This is a genomic window from Tunturiibacter psychrotolerans, assembly GCF_051013365.1.
In the GTDB taxonomy this organism is placed as follows: Bacteria; Acidobacteriota; Terriglobia; order Terriglobales; family Acidobacteriaceae; genus Edaphobacter; species Edaphobacter psychrotolerans_A.
Map to the genome: position 1 here is coordinate 418,356 of NZ_CP132941.1, position 15,101 is coordinate 433,456.

General features: G+C 57.1%; 10 protein-coding genes. 4 read left to right on the forward strand and 6 right to left on the reverse strand.

Annotated features, from left to right (window positions below):
• The first annotated feature begins 16 nt into the window (after positions 1–16).
• The gene (gene proC, locus RBB76_RS01685; protein WP_429634547.1) at positions 17–868 is read left to right on the forward strand and encodes a pyrroline-5-carboxylate reductase; all 852 of its coding nucleotides are present in this window, start codon (positions 17–19) and stop codon (positions 866–868) included.
• Positions 869–909: 41 nt separating this feature from the next.
• Positions 910–1,890 (forward strand): COX15/CtaA family protein, encoded by a 981-nt coding sequence (locus tag RBB76_RS01690; RefSeq protein WP_429634546.1) that lies wholly within the window; start codon positions 910–912, stop codon positions 1,888–1,890.
• A gap of 59 nt (positions 1,891–1,949) precedes the next feature.
• On the opposite strand, the gene RBB76_RS01695 is transcribed toward RBB76_RS01690, so the two are convergent.
• Positions 1,950–2,342, reverse strand: a complete 393-nt coding sequence (locus RBB76_RS01695) for a hypothetical protein (protein ID WP_429634545.1) — start codon at positions 2,340–2,342, stop codon at positions 1,950–1,952.
• A gap of 139 nt (positions 2,343–2,481) precedes the next feature.
• Between RBB76_RS01695 and RBB76_RS01700 the strand changes: the two genes are divergently transcribed.
• Positions 2,482–3,894 (forward strand): L-fucose/L-arabinose isomerase family protein, encoded by a 1,413-nt coding sequence (locus RBB76_RS01700; protein ID WP_429634544.1) that lies wholly within the window; start codon positions 2,482–2,484, stop codon positions 3,892–3,894.
• Between the two features lie 5 nt (positions 3,895–3,899).
• Here RBB76_RS01700 and RBB76_RS01705 read toward each other — a convergent pair whose 3' ends face one another.
• Genes RBB76_RS01705 through RBB76_RS01715 form a run of 3 tightly spaced genes read right to left on the reverse strand, consistent with a single transcriptional unit; the run spans position 3,900 to position 5,024 of the window.
• Positions 3,900–4,103 (reverse strand): hypothetical protein, encoded by a 204-nt coding sequence (locus RBB76_RS01705; RefSeq protein WP_429634543.1) that lies wholly within the window; start codon positions 4,101–4,103, stop codon positions 3,900–3,902.
• Positions 4,100–4,438, reverse strand: a complete 339-nt coding sequence (locus RBB76_RS01710; RefSeq protein WP_429634542.1) for a hypothetical protein — start codon at positions 4,436–4,438, stop codon at positions 4,100–4,102. Before RBB76_RS01710 ends, RBB76_RS01705 begins: the two co-directional genes overlap by 4 nt.
• A gap of 10 nt (positions 4,439–4,448) precedes the next feature.
• Complete coding sequence (locus RBB76_RS01715) at positions 4,449–5,024, reverse strand: RNA polymerase sigma factor (protein ID WP_429634541.1); 576 nt, start codon at positions 5,022–5,024, stop codon at positions 4,449–4,451.
• A 161-nt stretch (positions 5,025–5,185) separates the two neighbouring features.
• Here RBB76_RS01715 and ppk1 point away from each other — a divergent pair, with 161 nt between their 5' ends.
• Entirely contained in the window at positions 5,186–7,366 is a 2,181-nt protein-coding gene (ppk1, locus tag RBB76_RS01720) for a polyphosphate kinase 1 (protein ID WP_429634540.1), read from the forward strand.
• Between the two features lie 28 nt (positions 7,367–7,394).
• Here the strand turns inward: ppk1 and RBB76_RS01725 are convergent, their stop codons facing one another.
• Complete coding sequence (locus RBB76_RS01725; RefSeq protein ID WP_429634539.1) at positions 7,395–11,684, reverse strand: Ig-like domain repeat protein; 4,290 nt, start codon at positions 11,682–11,684, stop codon at positions 7,395–7,397.
• A 198-nt stretch (positions 11,685–11,882) separates the two neighbouring features.
• On the reverse strand, positions 11,883–14,837 hold the full coding sequence (locus tag RBB76_RS01730; RefSeq protein WP_429634538.1) for a protease pro-enzyme activation domain-containing protein: 2,955 nt from the start codon (positions 14,835–14,837) through the stop codon (positions 11,883–11,885).
• Positions 14,838–15,101: the final 264 nt, after the last annotated feature.

Genomic DNA, 15,101 nt, shown 5'->3' on the forward strand with positions numbered 1-15,101 from the left:
CTGATAGCCTTTGGGGATGAGCGAAAGCTATGAAGTGATGGTTCCAACTCCGGTGATGCCGGGGCTGCGAGTAGCGGTATTGGGCGCAGGAAAGATGGGCGGCATCCTGCTGCAAGCCTTCTTGAAGAACAACCTGCTGGCGCCGGAACAGATCTTTGCCACTGTTCAACATGCGGAACGAGCGCAAGCATTGTCGGCACAGTTCGGCGTGGAGATAACGACGGACAATCTCGCCGCGGCTCAACAGGCGGATGTAATCCTGTTGGGAGTGAAGCCTACCCAAGTACCTGCGCTGATCGAGCAGATCAAACCCGCACTGAACCCCAGGAAGACCGTACTGTCGTTTGCGGCGTCGGTGAAGACACTCAGTATCGAGGAAGGCGCGGGGTGCGAACTCGCGGTGATCCGCGCGATGCCCAACACTCCGGCAATGCTGGCTGCGGGTATCACGGCCCTTTGCAGTGGCCGGTTCGTCTCTGCGGAACAGATGGCAGTAGCGCAGAAGATCTTCCAGACGGTCGGCCGCACTGTCGTTGTCGATGAGAAGCACATGGATGCGGTGACCGGGCTTTCCGGTTCGGGGCCGGCGTTCCTCTACATCATCATCGAAGCGCTCGCCGAAGCTGGCGTGAATGTAGGGCTGCCACGCGATGTAGCAACACTGCTCGCCGCGCAGACGACGTTAGGTTCGGCGAGGATGGTGCTCGAGACCGGCTACCACCCCGCCCTGCTCAAAGACGCCGTAACGACACCCGCAGGGTGCACCGTCGATGGCATACTCGAACTCGAAGAGGGTGGTCTGCGCGTAACTCTGATCAAAGCAGTGAAGCGAGCGACCCAGCGGGCAAAGGAGTTAGCGAACGGGTAGGGCCTTGAAACAGCCTCGTCAAAGCTGCGTAGAATAAGGCTATGGCTACGGCTGGAGCAGTGAAGGAGCCGGGTGGTTCGACGACGACACTTGAAGTGTCTCGCGCGCTTGTGCGTTTTGGTTGGGCCGTCGTAGGCTACAACGTGCTGGTCATCCTTTGGGGTGCACTAGTGCGGGCCACAGGCTCTGGCGCCGGATGCGGAAACCATTGGCCCCTCTGCAACGGACAGGTGATTCCGCTCTCGCCTCGAATCGACACCATCATTGAATTTACCCATCGCTGCATGACAGGCGGTTCGACTTTTCTAGTCATAGGACTCCTGATCTGGACCTTCCGCGGCACCGTGAAGGGCCACGCAGCGCGAGCGTTCGCTGTTGCGTCCATGCTGTTGCTGCTCAATGAGGCTTTTCTCGGCGCGTTATTAGTGAAGCTGGGGTATGTGACGGGCAATCAGTCTGTAGGACGAGTCGTAGTGCTCTCCATTCATCTGAGCAATACGTTGTTGCTCCTGGCCGCATTGACCCTGACCGCCCGGCTGCTGACCACGGGACAGCGATGGGCGGCCCTGAGGGCAAGAAAAACGAAGAAGGTCTGGGCTCTCCTCGGGCTGGGAGCGACCCTGGTGGTGGGAGTCAGCGGGTCCCTTGCGGCATTGGGAGATACCCTATTCCCTGCTTCCTCGCTGCGAGCGGCGTTCGCTCAAGACTTTGCAGCGAATTCGCCGTGGCTGCTGCGGCTACGCGGCGTACACCCGTTCAGCGCTTTAATCGCAGCAGCGTTCGTGCTGTGGCTGGTAGGGCAAGCCAGACGATCTGGAGAGGGCAAGTTAGCGGCGATTGTCGTCGCTCTGCTAGCCTTCCAATTTGCGCTTGGGCTAGCGGATGTTCTTCTACTCGCACCAGTGTGGATGCAAATCCTGCATCTGCTCGGAGCGGATCTCTATTGGGTGGCCCTGGTATCGCTCGCGACGGCAGTAATGTGGCCGCAGCAAATATCGAAGAAATTACATACCACAAGGTAAGGCTTTCCCCCTGAGCCCGACAACGCAGGCTCAAGGGATAGCGCTGTGGTCAGACGGGACTACTGCGGAGTAGGCTTGCCGGCGATCTTATCGCCGACCTTTTCGGTGCCGTGCGCTGTGTCCTTGGCCGCGACCTTGGTGCCATGACCGATATCCTTGCCTACGGTCTTAGTGCCGTCGGCTGTCTTGTCGGCAACTGTCTTTGTGCCATCAGCGGTCTTATCAGCAGCGGTCTTGGTCCCGCTGACGGTCTTGTGATAGACCTTCTTCGTGCCGGCGGCGGTCTTTTTGGACCCAGTAGCGACGCCATGGCCCACATCTTTCGTTGCATCTTTCGTGTCGGTTCCGGCGGCCTTCGCGTCTTGACCGACAGTACTCTGGGCGTGAGCAAAGTTTGCCGAGGTCGATAGAGTAAGCGCAGACGCCAAAACGAAAAATCCTAGTTTCTTCACGTGCATTGGTCTCCTTTTAAGGCTTGAATGAAGCCTCCTACAGGATAGAGTACCGGTTCCGGAAAAGCGATTCACAAAAGACAGATGGGCTCGTCTCGAAACTTTCGATAAATTTGAAGGAGAAAGTAGGTGGTTCGTTATGGCAAAACAGATGACGATGGGCGTAATTGTGGGCAATCGTGGATTTTTTCCTAGCCACCTGGCTACCAGTGGACGGCTCGAGATGGTTGCGGCGCTCGAGGCTAAGGGGATCAAGCCGATCGTGCTCACCCCGGAGGAGACTGCTCATGGCGCCGTAGAGACCTATGAAGACGCAAAAAAATGTGCGGACCTCTTCAAAAAACATGCGCCCGAGATCGACGGCATCATCATCACGCTACCGAACTTCGGCGAAGAGCGCGGCCTCGCCGATGCCTTGCGCCTGGCAAACCTGCAGGTCCCAGTGCTCATTCAAGCAACACCCGACCATGCCGGCAAGATGTCGATTGCATTCCGTCGCGACAGCTTCTGCGGCAAGATGTCGATCTGCAACAACCTTAAACAGTATGGAATTCCCTACTCGTTGACCCGGCTCCATACGGAAGCTCCAGACTCGGCTGAGTTCAGCGCAGACCTCGAATGGTTCTCAGCAGTATGCCGCATCGTTCGTGGCCTGAAGAATGTTCGCTTCGGCGCAATCGGCGCTCGCCCCACGGCGTTCAATACCGTTCGATACTCCGAGAAGCTGCTTGAACGGTCAGGCATTACGGTCGAGACCCTCGATCTGAGCGAAGTGATGGGCCGCATCGGCCGCATGAATGACACCGATGATGCTGCGCAGCAAAAACTCGCGGCCATCAAGAAGTACATCCCCGTCGGCGACACGCCCGACGCCGCACTGATGAAGATGGCCAAGCTCGGCGCAGTGATCGATCAATGGATGTCCGCAAGCGAACTGACGGTGAGCGCAGTGCAGTGTTGGACCTCCCTCGAAGAGTTCCTCGGCATCGTTCCCTGCACTGTGATGAGCATGATGAGCGAAAATCTGATCCCGTCGGCCTGTGAGGTCGACATTCTCGGGACCCTGAGCATGTACGCGCTCACGCTCGCGAGTGAAACTCCCAGCGCCCTACTCGATTGGAACAACAACTACGGAGACAACCCCGACAAGGCAGTCTGCTTCCATTGTTCGAATCTGCCCAAACACTTCTTCAACGAAGGAGTGAAGATGGACTTCCAGCAAATCATCGCCGGAACCGTCGGCAAGGAGAACACTCACGGCACGCTCGACGGCACCGTAAAAGCTGGAGCTATGAGCTTCGCCCGCTTCTCTACCGATGACTTCGCCGGCCATATCACCGGCTACGTGGGCGAGGGGGCCTTCACCAACGATCCTCTTCAAACCTTTGGCGGCGCAGGCGTCGTCGAGATTCCAAAGATGCAGGAGCTGCTGCGCTTCATCTGTGAAAACGGCTTCGAACACCACGTCGCCGCCAACTTCTCAACGACTGCAGCGTCGGTTCACGAAGCCGCGAACAAATACCTTGGATGGAAGATGCACTGGCACCGATAGATCACTCAGTGTGGTTTGCGGAGTTGCTGATTCTTGATCAGCAGCTCCGCGACCAATCGGTGAAGACGAGCGTTCTCCATCTCAAGCTCGCTAAGGCGCTCCGTGAAACTTGCAGCAGATTGTCTGCCGTGAATCGAGGAGGAGCTCCCAGCTGCGCCAGCCTCTCTCTCTTCTCCCCCATCGATACGCCGTGGATTGATGTCATTCATATCTGAGTCTCCGCGGACTGCGCGAACGGTCTACGCCCGCAACGCATGCCCTTGCGAAACTTCTCGCGCTCTTCTGGTGTCATCTGCTCCCAACGTTCTTTCATGCGTTGCCGCCAGCGATTGCCGCCTCTTCCGCCATGACGATGAAAGCCGCCGAAGAGAATTTTGCTGAGCACAAATAAACCAAGTCCCTGCCAAAAGGTGATCATGTGCCACCCAAAGATCGGCGGCATCAGAGCATTCCAGAGACCCTTGACGAGGAAGCCCAGCACAACGCTGGCGACTACAGCGAAGAGTGCGAACTTTACTGCTTTGAACACTGGATGGTGACCCATGTATTGCTCCTCATTTCTTCTCAAAATCTTCGTAGATCAACTGCAATCTCTCGCGCAGATGCGTGACGGCATAATGCTTTCGTGAAAGCAGCGTATTAACACTGAGCCCAGTCTCGGCAGACATCTCTTTGAAGCTCTGCCCCATCAACTCGTGGGCAACAAAGACTTCACGCTGGGCCTGAGGCAGCTCCTCCAGAGCTTCCTCCAACGCGTCGAGCAGCAGACTCCGTGCGTAGGTTGCCTCCGGCCCGGCATCTGCGGAAGGAAGCAGATCTTCGAGCGTGTCACCCTCTCCTTCGACCGACACCGGATTGTTGAGCGAAGTCGGCTTCTTTCTACGGAAAAGATCGATCATCCGATTGCGTGCCACGCGAAAAAGCCACGACGTCACGTGCTCGACGGGCTTCATCAGCCGGTAGGCCTCAAGAAGTTCGTAGAAGACGTCCTGCAGAATGTCTTCCGCTTCTCCGGTGTCAGCAACGTGCTTCCGGATAAAATTGCGCAGCCGGGGCTGGTCTCTCTCCACCGCCTGCGAGATGAGTCGATCCTGCTCTGTAATAGTCCAATTGCTCGGAATTTCGCTCATCTACAGGTGTAGACGGACGACCTGGACAAATATTTTATGAAGAGGTGGGATTTGTCTAAATTGTTTAGAGGCTTCCGGGCAGGGTTATCGAGGCAATCTCCTGAATTCCTCGATTCTTCATACATTAGATTCATGCAGGTAAGGTAATCTTTTAGACCTCTATGACTGCCACGAAGCGAACTGCCGGAAACTCTACCAGCCCCAAAAAGACTGCCGAAACTGCGGTCGAGACTCTTTTTTTCAGCCGCGACGAGTCCTGGATGCGGTTCAACCAGAGGGTACTCGAGGAAGCGCAGGACGAGAGCAACCCTCTGCTCGAACGGGTCAAGTTTTTGGCAATCACGGCCAGCAACCTGGACGAGTTTGTAGAGATCCGGGTCGCCGGTTTCTTGCAGCGAATCGAAGACGGTTACAATCTCGCGCAACCGCCCGACGAAGGTGGTTTCACCCCGCAGGAGCGGCTCGACGGATTGATGGTCATGATTCATAAGTTTGTAGAGGCCCAATACAAGTGCTTGAATGAGCAATTGCTCCCCGCGTTGCAGGTGGCCAAGATCCGTATCCTTCGGTGGAGTCAGCTTAGCGATGTGGCACGAAAGCACGCTCTGAATTTTTATGAGAATGAGGTCGATCCCCTCCTGACGCCTGTGACCATCGACCCCTCCCACCCGTTTCCACGGGTGCTGAACAAGGCGCTCTGCATCGGTCTCATGCTGCGACATAAACGGCGGGGCACAAAGGCGCCCACTGCCCTGGGCGTGGTGACCGTACCTCGCGCGCTGCCGCGTCTGGTTCCGCTCAAATGCTCAGACGGCGACTGCGACTTCATCCTGTTGCACGAACTGGTCGAATCTCAGGTCGAGCGGATGTTCCGTGGGTATGAGGTGTTGTCTCGATCCGCATTCCGCGTCACCCGCAACAGCAATCTCTACATGCAGGAAGAAGAGTCGCGCTCGGTTCTCGAAAGTGTTCGCGCTGAGTTACACAATCGGCGCAAGGGCGACGCCGTCCGGATGGAGATTGAAAGCTCTGCAACCGAAGAGATGGTTGAGAGGCTCCGGATCAACTTCGAACTCGAGCCCGAACAGGTTTTCAGGACCGACGGGCCTGTCAATCTATCGCGTCTCATGAATCTCTACTCTGAGGTAAAACGGCCGCAGCTGAAGTATCCAGCCTTTGTCGCGAAAGAGTTCAAGCTAAGTGCAAAATCCACCGACATCTTCGACGAGCTACGGAAACGAGATGTGATGTTGCATCATCCCTTCGACTCGTACAAGGCAGTCGAGGAGTTTATCGAGGCCGGCGCCAAGGATCCTAACGTAATCTCGATGAAGCAGACGCTTTATCGCACGAGCAAAGATTCTCCAATCTTCACAGCGCTGACTGAGGCCGGACAGAGTAAAGAGGTGACCGTTGTAGTGGAGCTGATGGCGCGCTTCGATGAAGACTCAAACATCCGCTGGGCGCGAGAGCTTGAGGACGCAGGCGTCGGCGTCTTTCATGGCATCTTTGGGCTGAAGACGCATTGCAAACTTTCGCTGTTGGTACGGCGCGATCCGGATGGCGTCGTGCGACGGTACGCTCACCTGGGGACAGGAAACTACAACCCTGTCACAGCGCGCTTTTACACTGACATCAGCCTCCTGACCTCGAAGCCGGAAGTAACCGAAGAGGTGCAGAAGGTCTTCAACTACCTGACTGCCGAAACCGAAGCAGAATCCTACAATCCGCTGCTGGTCGCCCCGCTGACGCTCGCTGATAGCCTCGTTGCGCTGATCGAAAGAGAGGCAGATCACGCCAAGGCAGGTCGTCCGGCAGCGATCATCGCCAAGATGAACGGATTGCTGGATCGGCGAACTATAGAAGCCTTATACGCAGCTTCGAAAGCCGGCGTCGAGATCGATCTGATTGTCCGCGGGATGTGTTCCCTGCGTCCTGGGCTCAAGGGTGTCAGCGAACGAATCCGAGTACGAAGCATCGTAGGACGTTTCCTCGAACACAGCCGTATCTTCTCCTTCGCAAACGGAGGAAAAGAAGAGGTGTACTGCGGAAGCGCCGACTGGATGCCACGAAATCTGATTGAGCGATGCGAGGTGGTGTTTCCAGTAACTCAGCCGGATCACCACAAGCGGCTGCGCGAAGAGATTCTTGCAGCCTACCTCGCAGATAACACGAAGGCCCGGGTACTACAGCCGGATGGCGAATATGAGCGGGCATCAAAGAATGGAACTCACTTCAGCGCTCAAGACTACCTGATGCGAATCGCCGAGGGAGCGGACGAAAAAGTTCCAAACGAAAAAGTCCATGAGGCTGTGAAACAAGAGAAGTCTGCCGTTCACTAAATCCTTCAACAAATCCGGCACGCATTCGCTATTGAATCGTGATGTTTATGGTCGCAGTCTGGATGGTCGCCCCCCCGGACGCTCTCACGATCACTGCATAACTTCCAGCCGAGAGAGGGTTCGCAGCGTTGGGGTCAACTCCGCCGCTCCCGCAACCACTCAAAACACCAAGGACGGAAAGCGCGCCAATCAAAGTAAATGCACGCCAGCGACGTGTCTGCCATCCTGGCAGCATGAATGCGATCATCCCCGCGCAGAGCGCCCTTAAAACCGGCACGAGGCCGTGAGAAGTTGTTGGCGGCTCCGTGGCGCGGTCGGCCAAAGCAATGGACGAGATCGTGAGGACCGTGGTCCCGAGGGTGGAATCGATGGGCGTAATCGAAGCCGGAGCGAAGACACACATTGCTCCCGAAGGAAGTCCGCCGGTGCAGGCAAACGTTATGGTCGAGTGAAAGCCTCCAGCCGGAGCGACAGTCAGCGTGACGGCGCTCGAGCTGCTCCCCTGCGCCATAGTGATCGACGACGTCGACGACGATAGAGTAAAGCCGCCGACTGGATCGAGAATGGTAAGCGTGGCGACTTGTGAAACGCCGGCCAAATGATTCCTGTCGCCTGAGTAATTCACTTGAACGGCGTGTGACCCAGACTGAAGCGTATTTGTCAGCAGAGGAAGCGTAGTGGAAGCGCCGGTCAAGGGAACGGGCTGGCCGTAGAGATTGCCGTCAAGCAGCAGCTGCGCCGTTCCGCCGGGAACCGGAGACGCTGGCGAGATGGTAGTAGTGACAGTCACGCCACTTCCCTTTTCGACAGCAACGGGCGAGACCGCGATTGTGGCGATGCTCGGCACGGTCGCGGCCCCAAGGGTGAAGGGAGCGGGCGCCGAAACGGAGGCTTGGTACGTGGCGTCGCCAGAGTAAAGCGCCGAGATCAGGTGAGAACCCGGAGTGATGACGACGACTTGACTGGTAACGTTTGCCAGCCCCGAAGAGAGCGGTATCGGCCTGCTGATAGCTTGACCGTCGCTGAGAAACACAACCGTGCCAGTAGCTGGCGGGTTGTTGGGAGAGACTGCGGCGGTGAAGCTATACGAATCCCCCACCGCCACGCTAGCCTTCGATACGCTCAGAGTCGTAGCGCTCACGCCAAGAGTTGAACTGGTGACGTATACACTAACCGGCGGGACGCTGGATGATTGATAGTTCGCATCGCCTGAATAACTGCCAGTAATTATGTCGTTACCGATCGAGAGTTCACTGGCAGGAAAAGTAAAACTCACCAGCCCATAGTCCGTGGTGAATGCAGGATAAGCATTCTGTGTTACTGCTGCGCTGCCAAGCGTAGCCCCGCCTGACGTGAAGGTAACTGTGCCCCCAGGAGCTGCAACGCCGAAACCTCCAAGTCCATTCGCACCAAAGCCAAGTGCGTTGATCTGAGCCGTGAGTGTAACCGTTGCTGCTGCCGACACCAGGCCTGTGCTCGATTGAAGCACGCTGCTAGTCGGCGCTTTTACGATCGTGAAAGTGAACGGGGCCGATTGGCTCGAGTTAAAGCTTGCGTCGCCAGAGTAAGCCGCGGTGAGCAAGTGCACACCCGGGGCCAATGAGCGTGTCTGATCCTCAGTATTCGAGGCGGAGTTGAGTCGAAACGTGCCTCCATCCAGGGCAACCCCTGAATCCGTAAGTCTTATGTTGCCGGTGGCTAGTCCTTGTCCAGAAGCCCCCGCGACATCGGCGCGAAAAAGGAAAAAGCCTCCATAAGGGTATGTAGAACCCGACGCAACTGGCACGACGGTGCCGTCGGCGGGATTGTAGAGGAGAGGCGTCAAACTCGTCGTGCTCGCCTCAGGACTTACGGTAAGCGCAACGGCATTGGAATCGCTCGACGCATAGACTCCGTCACCGCTGTAATGCGCCTGAACCGAGTAGGAGCCACCGGGAAAGCTACTGAGCTGTGCGTTGTAGCTCCCGTTCTGAAGAGTTCCGGTTTGGACGGAACCGTTCGACGCGAGAGCGTTGATCGAAACGTTGCCGGTCGGGTTCCCTGCAGCAGAGGTTACCGTTACGCTTGCAGTGATAGGGCTGCCATGAGAAATCGTCGAGGACGACAGTCGGAGCGTCGTCGAACTCGCCGCAAAATTCGCATTCGTCCAGTTGTTGACTAGGTTCGCGGCATTCACGCTGCCCAGGCCTGTCGTGAGATCGTAGCCTGCACCACTGTTGTAGCCGGAGAGCACGCCATATTTGTCGGCAGCTCCATTCACAGCGCAGTTGGGAGTGCCCGTCAGGCACGGCATAGCAATCGTGTCAGTAGTGATGTCGTTGAAGACACAACCGGCAGCCGGAGCTCCTGAGATTGCGCTACAAGCCGTGCCAGCTTTTTGCTGCTGGTTCGCAAGGTTGTAGAGAACATAGTTAGCGTTCCCCTGACGGCTACCCATCTTCTGATTAATCAGCGAGAGTATGCCGGCAAATGCAGGCGCTGCTACCGAAGTGCCTCCATAGCCCGCAAAGTCATAGGTCGGAGCAGCATCGTTGCAGGGCTTGCCGTCCGTATTCGTGCTCTGCTGACAGACGACGTAGAACACGCCAAAGAAACCCGCTCCAGCAAAGAGAGAGACATCGGGCATATCGCGAACTCCATCGGAAGGCACTCCAGCGCCAGTCTGCCAGGAAGGCTTGCCGTAGCTTCCCTTACAACTCGCAGTTGAGATCCCGTCGGACTGAATACACGAGCTAGCCCCTCCCCCGCCCCCAACAACAGAAAGGAGACCGTCCGCAAAAGCGACGCCGCTGTTACAAATCTGTTCCGTTGTCTGTCCGGAGTAGACACGAGAGGTCGCAAAGACCGTATTGGTGCAGCTCTCGTTCCACGGAGCCTCCGGGATATAGCCCTTCGCTGAAGCTTGAGTCGTCGAACTGTTTGCGATGTTCCAGAACGCAGCTCCGCCCTGGGGCGTATAAAAGTCAGTCCCGCCGACGGAGATGTTATACGGCGTGCTGCCAAGTCCGTTGACACCCAGTCCATAGCTAGCGCCGGTATCATCCGCAATATCGCAACCTGCTGCCCCAGTGTCTCCGCTGGCCACCAGAACCGAAATACCTTGTGCCGCAGCCTGCTGCCAAAGCGCCTTATAGAAGGCGTTACCAGACGTGCCAAGAAAGAGCTCGCACTGTCCGTAGCTATAACTCATCACAGGAGCAAGATTGTTGTCGACGATATACATAGCCGAGAGATCGGTGCCTTGGGTCGTCTCAGTCCCTTCCGAAACCACGTAGTCGATGGTCGCCCCCTTGGCGACGGCAGCCGACCATTGTGTGTCGATATCTGCTTCTCCTTCGTCCGCTGTAACGCCGGGGTTGGGGCCGTTATAGATGATGTTCAGGTATTCGGTTCCGGTCGGCGTAGCAGTATTGCCGACCGGCAGGTTGAAGAGCTTACGAAAGTTAACGAAGTCTGCGGGATTGATATCGGTCTGGCCGACAACGGCAATCGTCTGGCCGGTGCCGTCAATCGGAGTGCTCGCGTTCCACAGCGGCAGCACGTTGTAGATCGTTGCGAAGTCATACGGGGTCACGCCATAGATCGTATTGCCTCCGCTATCGATGGTGAAGGTCGGCTGCACCTTGCTAGCGGTCGTTTGCGAAAGTCGAGTCGTCAAATTCGTAGCGGCATCGTGCCGAAAACTGCCAGCTCTGTGGCTGGCAGGTCTCCGGGCAAAGTTGTTCAGCGAGGCAACGCCTGCCACTACCGGCGCGAGTGCGACCGGAATCTGCGGATCGGAATCATTGGCGAAGTGCTCTTCGCCCTGAACAATGTACCGATGCATATTCGTCCGAAACGCTGAGCGCACATCTCCCGCAGTTCCGGTGAACTCAATCAACGTGCGACCGGAGTTCACCCGAACGTCGTCGAAGCCATGTGACGAGAGCCACGCGATCACGCAGGACAGATCGCGGTCCGACGGGCCAAACGCAGCGCCGAAGCTCTCAGGGGTGAGCCACTGATGATATGTAGAGGAGCTCTTATCCTGCTGCTGGTCGATTAACCGCCGCAACTCTGCCTCCTCCTCAGGACCGCGGCCGAGAACCAGAACCATGCGGCGAAGAGGCGCAGCATCGGCCATCGCACCCTGATCAAACTCGGCACGCGCCAGTGGATGGGTATTTCCAACAAGCGTAATGCGACGGGCGTCATCAACCGCCTGCACAATCCTCGACCTTGGAGAAAACGAGGACTGCGCGAAACTCCATCCAGAAGGTCCAAACGGCAACGCAATCGCCGGAAGGAAAAGCAGCAGCTTTCCGATCATACGAATCATTCGTTCGTTTCCTGCTGCTAGAAAAGGCAGAAATTCTTAGCAGATAAATTGAAACAATGACTTCCAGGCACGATTCTTTCCTGACCCCTATCGAGCGTCAAGAAACATCGTCAAGAAGATCTGCATATCTTGGAGAGCAGTTCCATTAAAGGAAAAAGGCCGCGCTCCACAGAGCGCGGCCTCGAAGATCCCGTCTTCCTATTGCGGTACGGTGTAAGAGATCTGCGCGCTATGCACCAAAGTGCCACTGATGGCTGTAACGGTGAATGTGTAGGTGCCCGGAGCAGCGTTTGTTGTCGGAGTAGTTCCTCCACCACCGCCACCACCGCTCCCGCCAGAGTTCGAACTGCTTCCTCCACACCCAACCGCAGTGAGAGCAGAGATAGAAAGAAGAGCAACAAGTAGCGCGCTCCAACGACGTCGACGCGGCAGCATCAGGAGACACAAGCCGGCAAGCGTAGCACCTGAGCCGGCGGCATACCACGGCATCTTGCCTGAACCACCCCGGTGAGCTGGCCCGAATCCAGGCGCGATCGACTTCGCAGCTGCTGTTGGCTGAGAAGCCGTGACAACAAACGAAGTGGTAACACCGGCCGAGGTAGTGATATTGACCGGCGACACCGAGAAGCTCGTCGTAGCGGCCATTCCATCGCCGTTGGTGACGGTCAGGTTAACCTGCCCTGTGAATCCATTGAACGGCGTAATCGTAAACGTCTGACCAGCAGCCGTAGCCCCACCCGCAACCGTCGCATTCGCCCCACAAGTCGGAGCCGAAATGGAGAAGTCAGGCGTCTTGCTGGAGACGACATCAACCGATGCAATCGCGCCATTCGGATATACGGTGACCGGAGTTGTACCGTCGTAGACGACTGCGCTGAGACTGACCGGGGCAAGAAGCGTACCCTTCGAACCCGCATAATTGCCATCGCCGGAATAGGTCGCACTGATGACGTGTCCGCCCGATGAAAGGGACGACGTAACAAGATTGTAAGTCGCAGCGCCATTCGCCAGCGTTGTCGAACTGCCTGCCACCGCCACATTATCGACAAAGAACTGAACAGATCCGGTCGGCGTCGGGCCCGAGGAAGTGCCTGTCACGGCCACACTCAGCGCGAGGCTACCGGAGGAGACCGAACAAACCGAACTGCCAGTGGCAGACGTTACAGTAAGCGCCGTGTTGCTTATGTTTGCCCCAACGCCCCCGCCACCTGTTCCAACCGGTACAACCCCGGCCCAGCCCGTGACCAGTTGATTGACGTCGAAACTGCCAAGACCCGAAGCCTGGTCGTAGCCAGTCCCCGCCGTATAACCGATCGACCCGCCATTTGGGCAGTTCGACGTTCCCTGCGTGCATGGAACAGAGTTATTGCCAGAGGTGATGTCGTGAAAGACGCTGCCGTAAGTCGGACCGTTCAGGAAGCCATAAAGCGTAGGTCCGATATTGCCGAGCCCACCTGTCCCCAGCTTTTGTTCCACCAGCGCCAGGATCCCCGCAAACGTCGGCGCCACAAAGGAGGTGCCCCCGAACACGTTCGGCTGACCGTTGGAGGAAAGAAAACCGTTCGTGCAGGGCGTCTCTCCCGCGCCGTCGCCCTCGCTACAGACCAGATAGCCATCATGCATAGCCGCAGCATTCATCGAGATATCAGGAACATCCCGCGAGGAGTCGTTGGGGACGCCTGTGCCTGTCTGCCAGGCGGGCTTAGAGAAGACGGCACTGGCGCCGCCGCCCCCCGCACCGCCTCCGGTACCACCTGGAGTGAGGCCTGCAGAAGCAGTGGTCTCGTTCCATGGCACCTCAGGAATATAGGAGAGGGCCGACCCGCCAGTCGTCCCATTCGAACTGCTCCAATAAGTAGCCGGCGTGTTCACGTCGCCGCTGAACATCGTTCCACCAGCGGACGTCGCATAGGGCGAGCTGCTCGGAAAGTCGACGTTCAACCCCTCCGTGGCGAGCCCGGTCACGTCGCAGTCCGTCGCTCCAGCATCACCAGACGAACTAATGACCGTCTGGCCCTGAGCGTTTGCTTTGGCAAGGAGCATGTTCAGGCTATTCACCAGCGCCGAACCCAATCCGCTCTCGCACCCACCGTAGGAGATCGTAATAATAGGAGCGACCTTGTTCGTGATCGCGTAGGTCAGAGAATCGTTGAAGACATCGAATCCATAAACAAAGACGAGATTCGCATCGGGAGCCGCGGCTCCGGACCACTCCAGATCGAGATGTGCTTCATCAACATCACCCGCTGAAAATGCCGCTTCGGGGACATTCGCATTCACCTTCGTCAGCTTGATGGCAGGCAACCCGGCAGCCGAGCGAAACTGCGCGATATCGGGATCGGGAAGTGTATCGCTTGTGTTAATAAACGTCTGCCCCATCACCGCAATCGTTATGCCTGAGCCATTGATCGGCGTCGAAGCCGTGAACAGCGGATTGAAGTCGTAGATCGTGTAAAGATCAGCCGGAGAGATGTAGTGGCTGGTAACACCACCGATCGTCTGCGTGTACAACGGCTGAGAGGGATCGATAGGAGAAGAGTTCCGTGCGCGCAACTTCGGCTTCGGTCTGAAATCGTTCAAACCAGTAATCGCGGTCACAACATTTGCCACGGCAGCCGGAAGGGTTGGATCCGTCATATTCGAAACATGCTGCTCGCCGTCCACAGTAAGACTATGGATGGAGGTGCCGAAGGCCTGTTGCACCTGTGCCACAGTTCCGCTAAAGGTAACGTAGTCGGAGCTGCGCGCAGTTCCTGTGATCGTAAAGCCCTGGCTGGTGAGCCACGCCGAAACCTTCGCCAGATCGGCGCTGCTGAGTCCGAACCGTGCACCAAACTGCTCCGGCGTCAGCCATTGGTGATAGCTCGTAGAGGCGGGATTCTGCTGATCGGCCAGCAGCTGAGTCAGATCCGCCTCCTGGGCCGCCGTCATGCTGAACCGCAACGACATCCCCAGCCTCTTGCCCGCCGGAGCGACGCCAAGATCGGTAGCGCGTTTCGCCCGCCCGGCAATCGTACCGGTCAAAGGAGTCCGAGCCCCGCTGTTGGCCGAACCCGCAATCCGGTTCTGAACAACGGCACGAGCAGAGGGAACAAACGTGGCGGCAAGAAAGGCAATAGGAGCGATCAGATGAGAGAGGCGGCGGCTGCGCATGGATATTCTTCTACCTTATTACCGGGTTACGGAGTGGCCTGCTGATACACACACTAAAATTCGACTGGCCCTGCGGCCCTGAGACAGAGACCGAGGTACATGCTTAGACAGACGATAAATCGAAATGTTGCGCCTACAAGTGTAAAGAGATTATTTCGCCTGTCTGATTGTGCCATTTCAGGAAGATAGGCCGAGACCGCGCCCACCCATCCTGCCCACCGGTTGCCTTCCCCTACGACGATCGTTCTCGACCGCAGACGCAAA

Bases quoted from the DNA above. Each gene is read 5' to 3' on its own strand.
- proC (WP_429634547.1), top strand. From the start codon at position 17: ATGAGCGAAAGCTATGAAGTGATGGTTCCAACTCCGGTGATGCCGGGG.
- RBB76_RS01690 (WP_429634546.1), top strand. From the start codon at position 910: ATGGCTACGGCTGGAGCAGTGAAGGAGCCGGGTGGTTCGACGACGACA.
- RBB76_RS01700 (WP_429634544.1), top strand. From the start codon at position 2,482: ATGGCAAAACAGATGACGATGGGCGTAATTGTGGGCAATCGTGGATTT.
- RBB76_RS01705 (WP_429634543.1), bottom strand. From the start codon at position 4,103: ATGAATGACATCAATCCACGGCGTATCGATGGGGGAGAAGAGAGAGAG.
- RBB76_RS01710 (WP_429634542.1), bottom strand. From the start codon at position 4,438: ATGGGTCACCATCCAGTGTTCAAAGCAGTAAAGTTCGCACTCTTCGCT.
- RBB76_RS01715 (WP_429634541.1), bottom strand. From the start codon at position 5,024: ATGAGCGAAATTCCGAGCAATTGGACTATTACAGAGCAGGATCGACTC.
- ppk1 (WP_429634540.1), top strand. From the start codon at position 5,186: ATGACTGCCACGAAGCGAACTGCCGGAAACTCTACCAGCCCCAAAAAG.
- RBB76_RS01725 (WP_429634539.1), bottom strand. From the start codon at position 11,684: ATGATTCGTATGATCGGAAAGCTGCTGCTTTTCCTTCCGGCGATTGCG.
- RBB76_RS01730 (WP_429634538.1), bottom strand. From the start codon at position 14,837: ATGCGCAGCCGCCGCCTCTCTCATCTGATCGCTCCTATTGCCTTTCTT.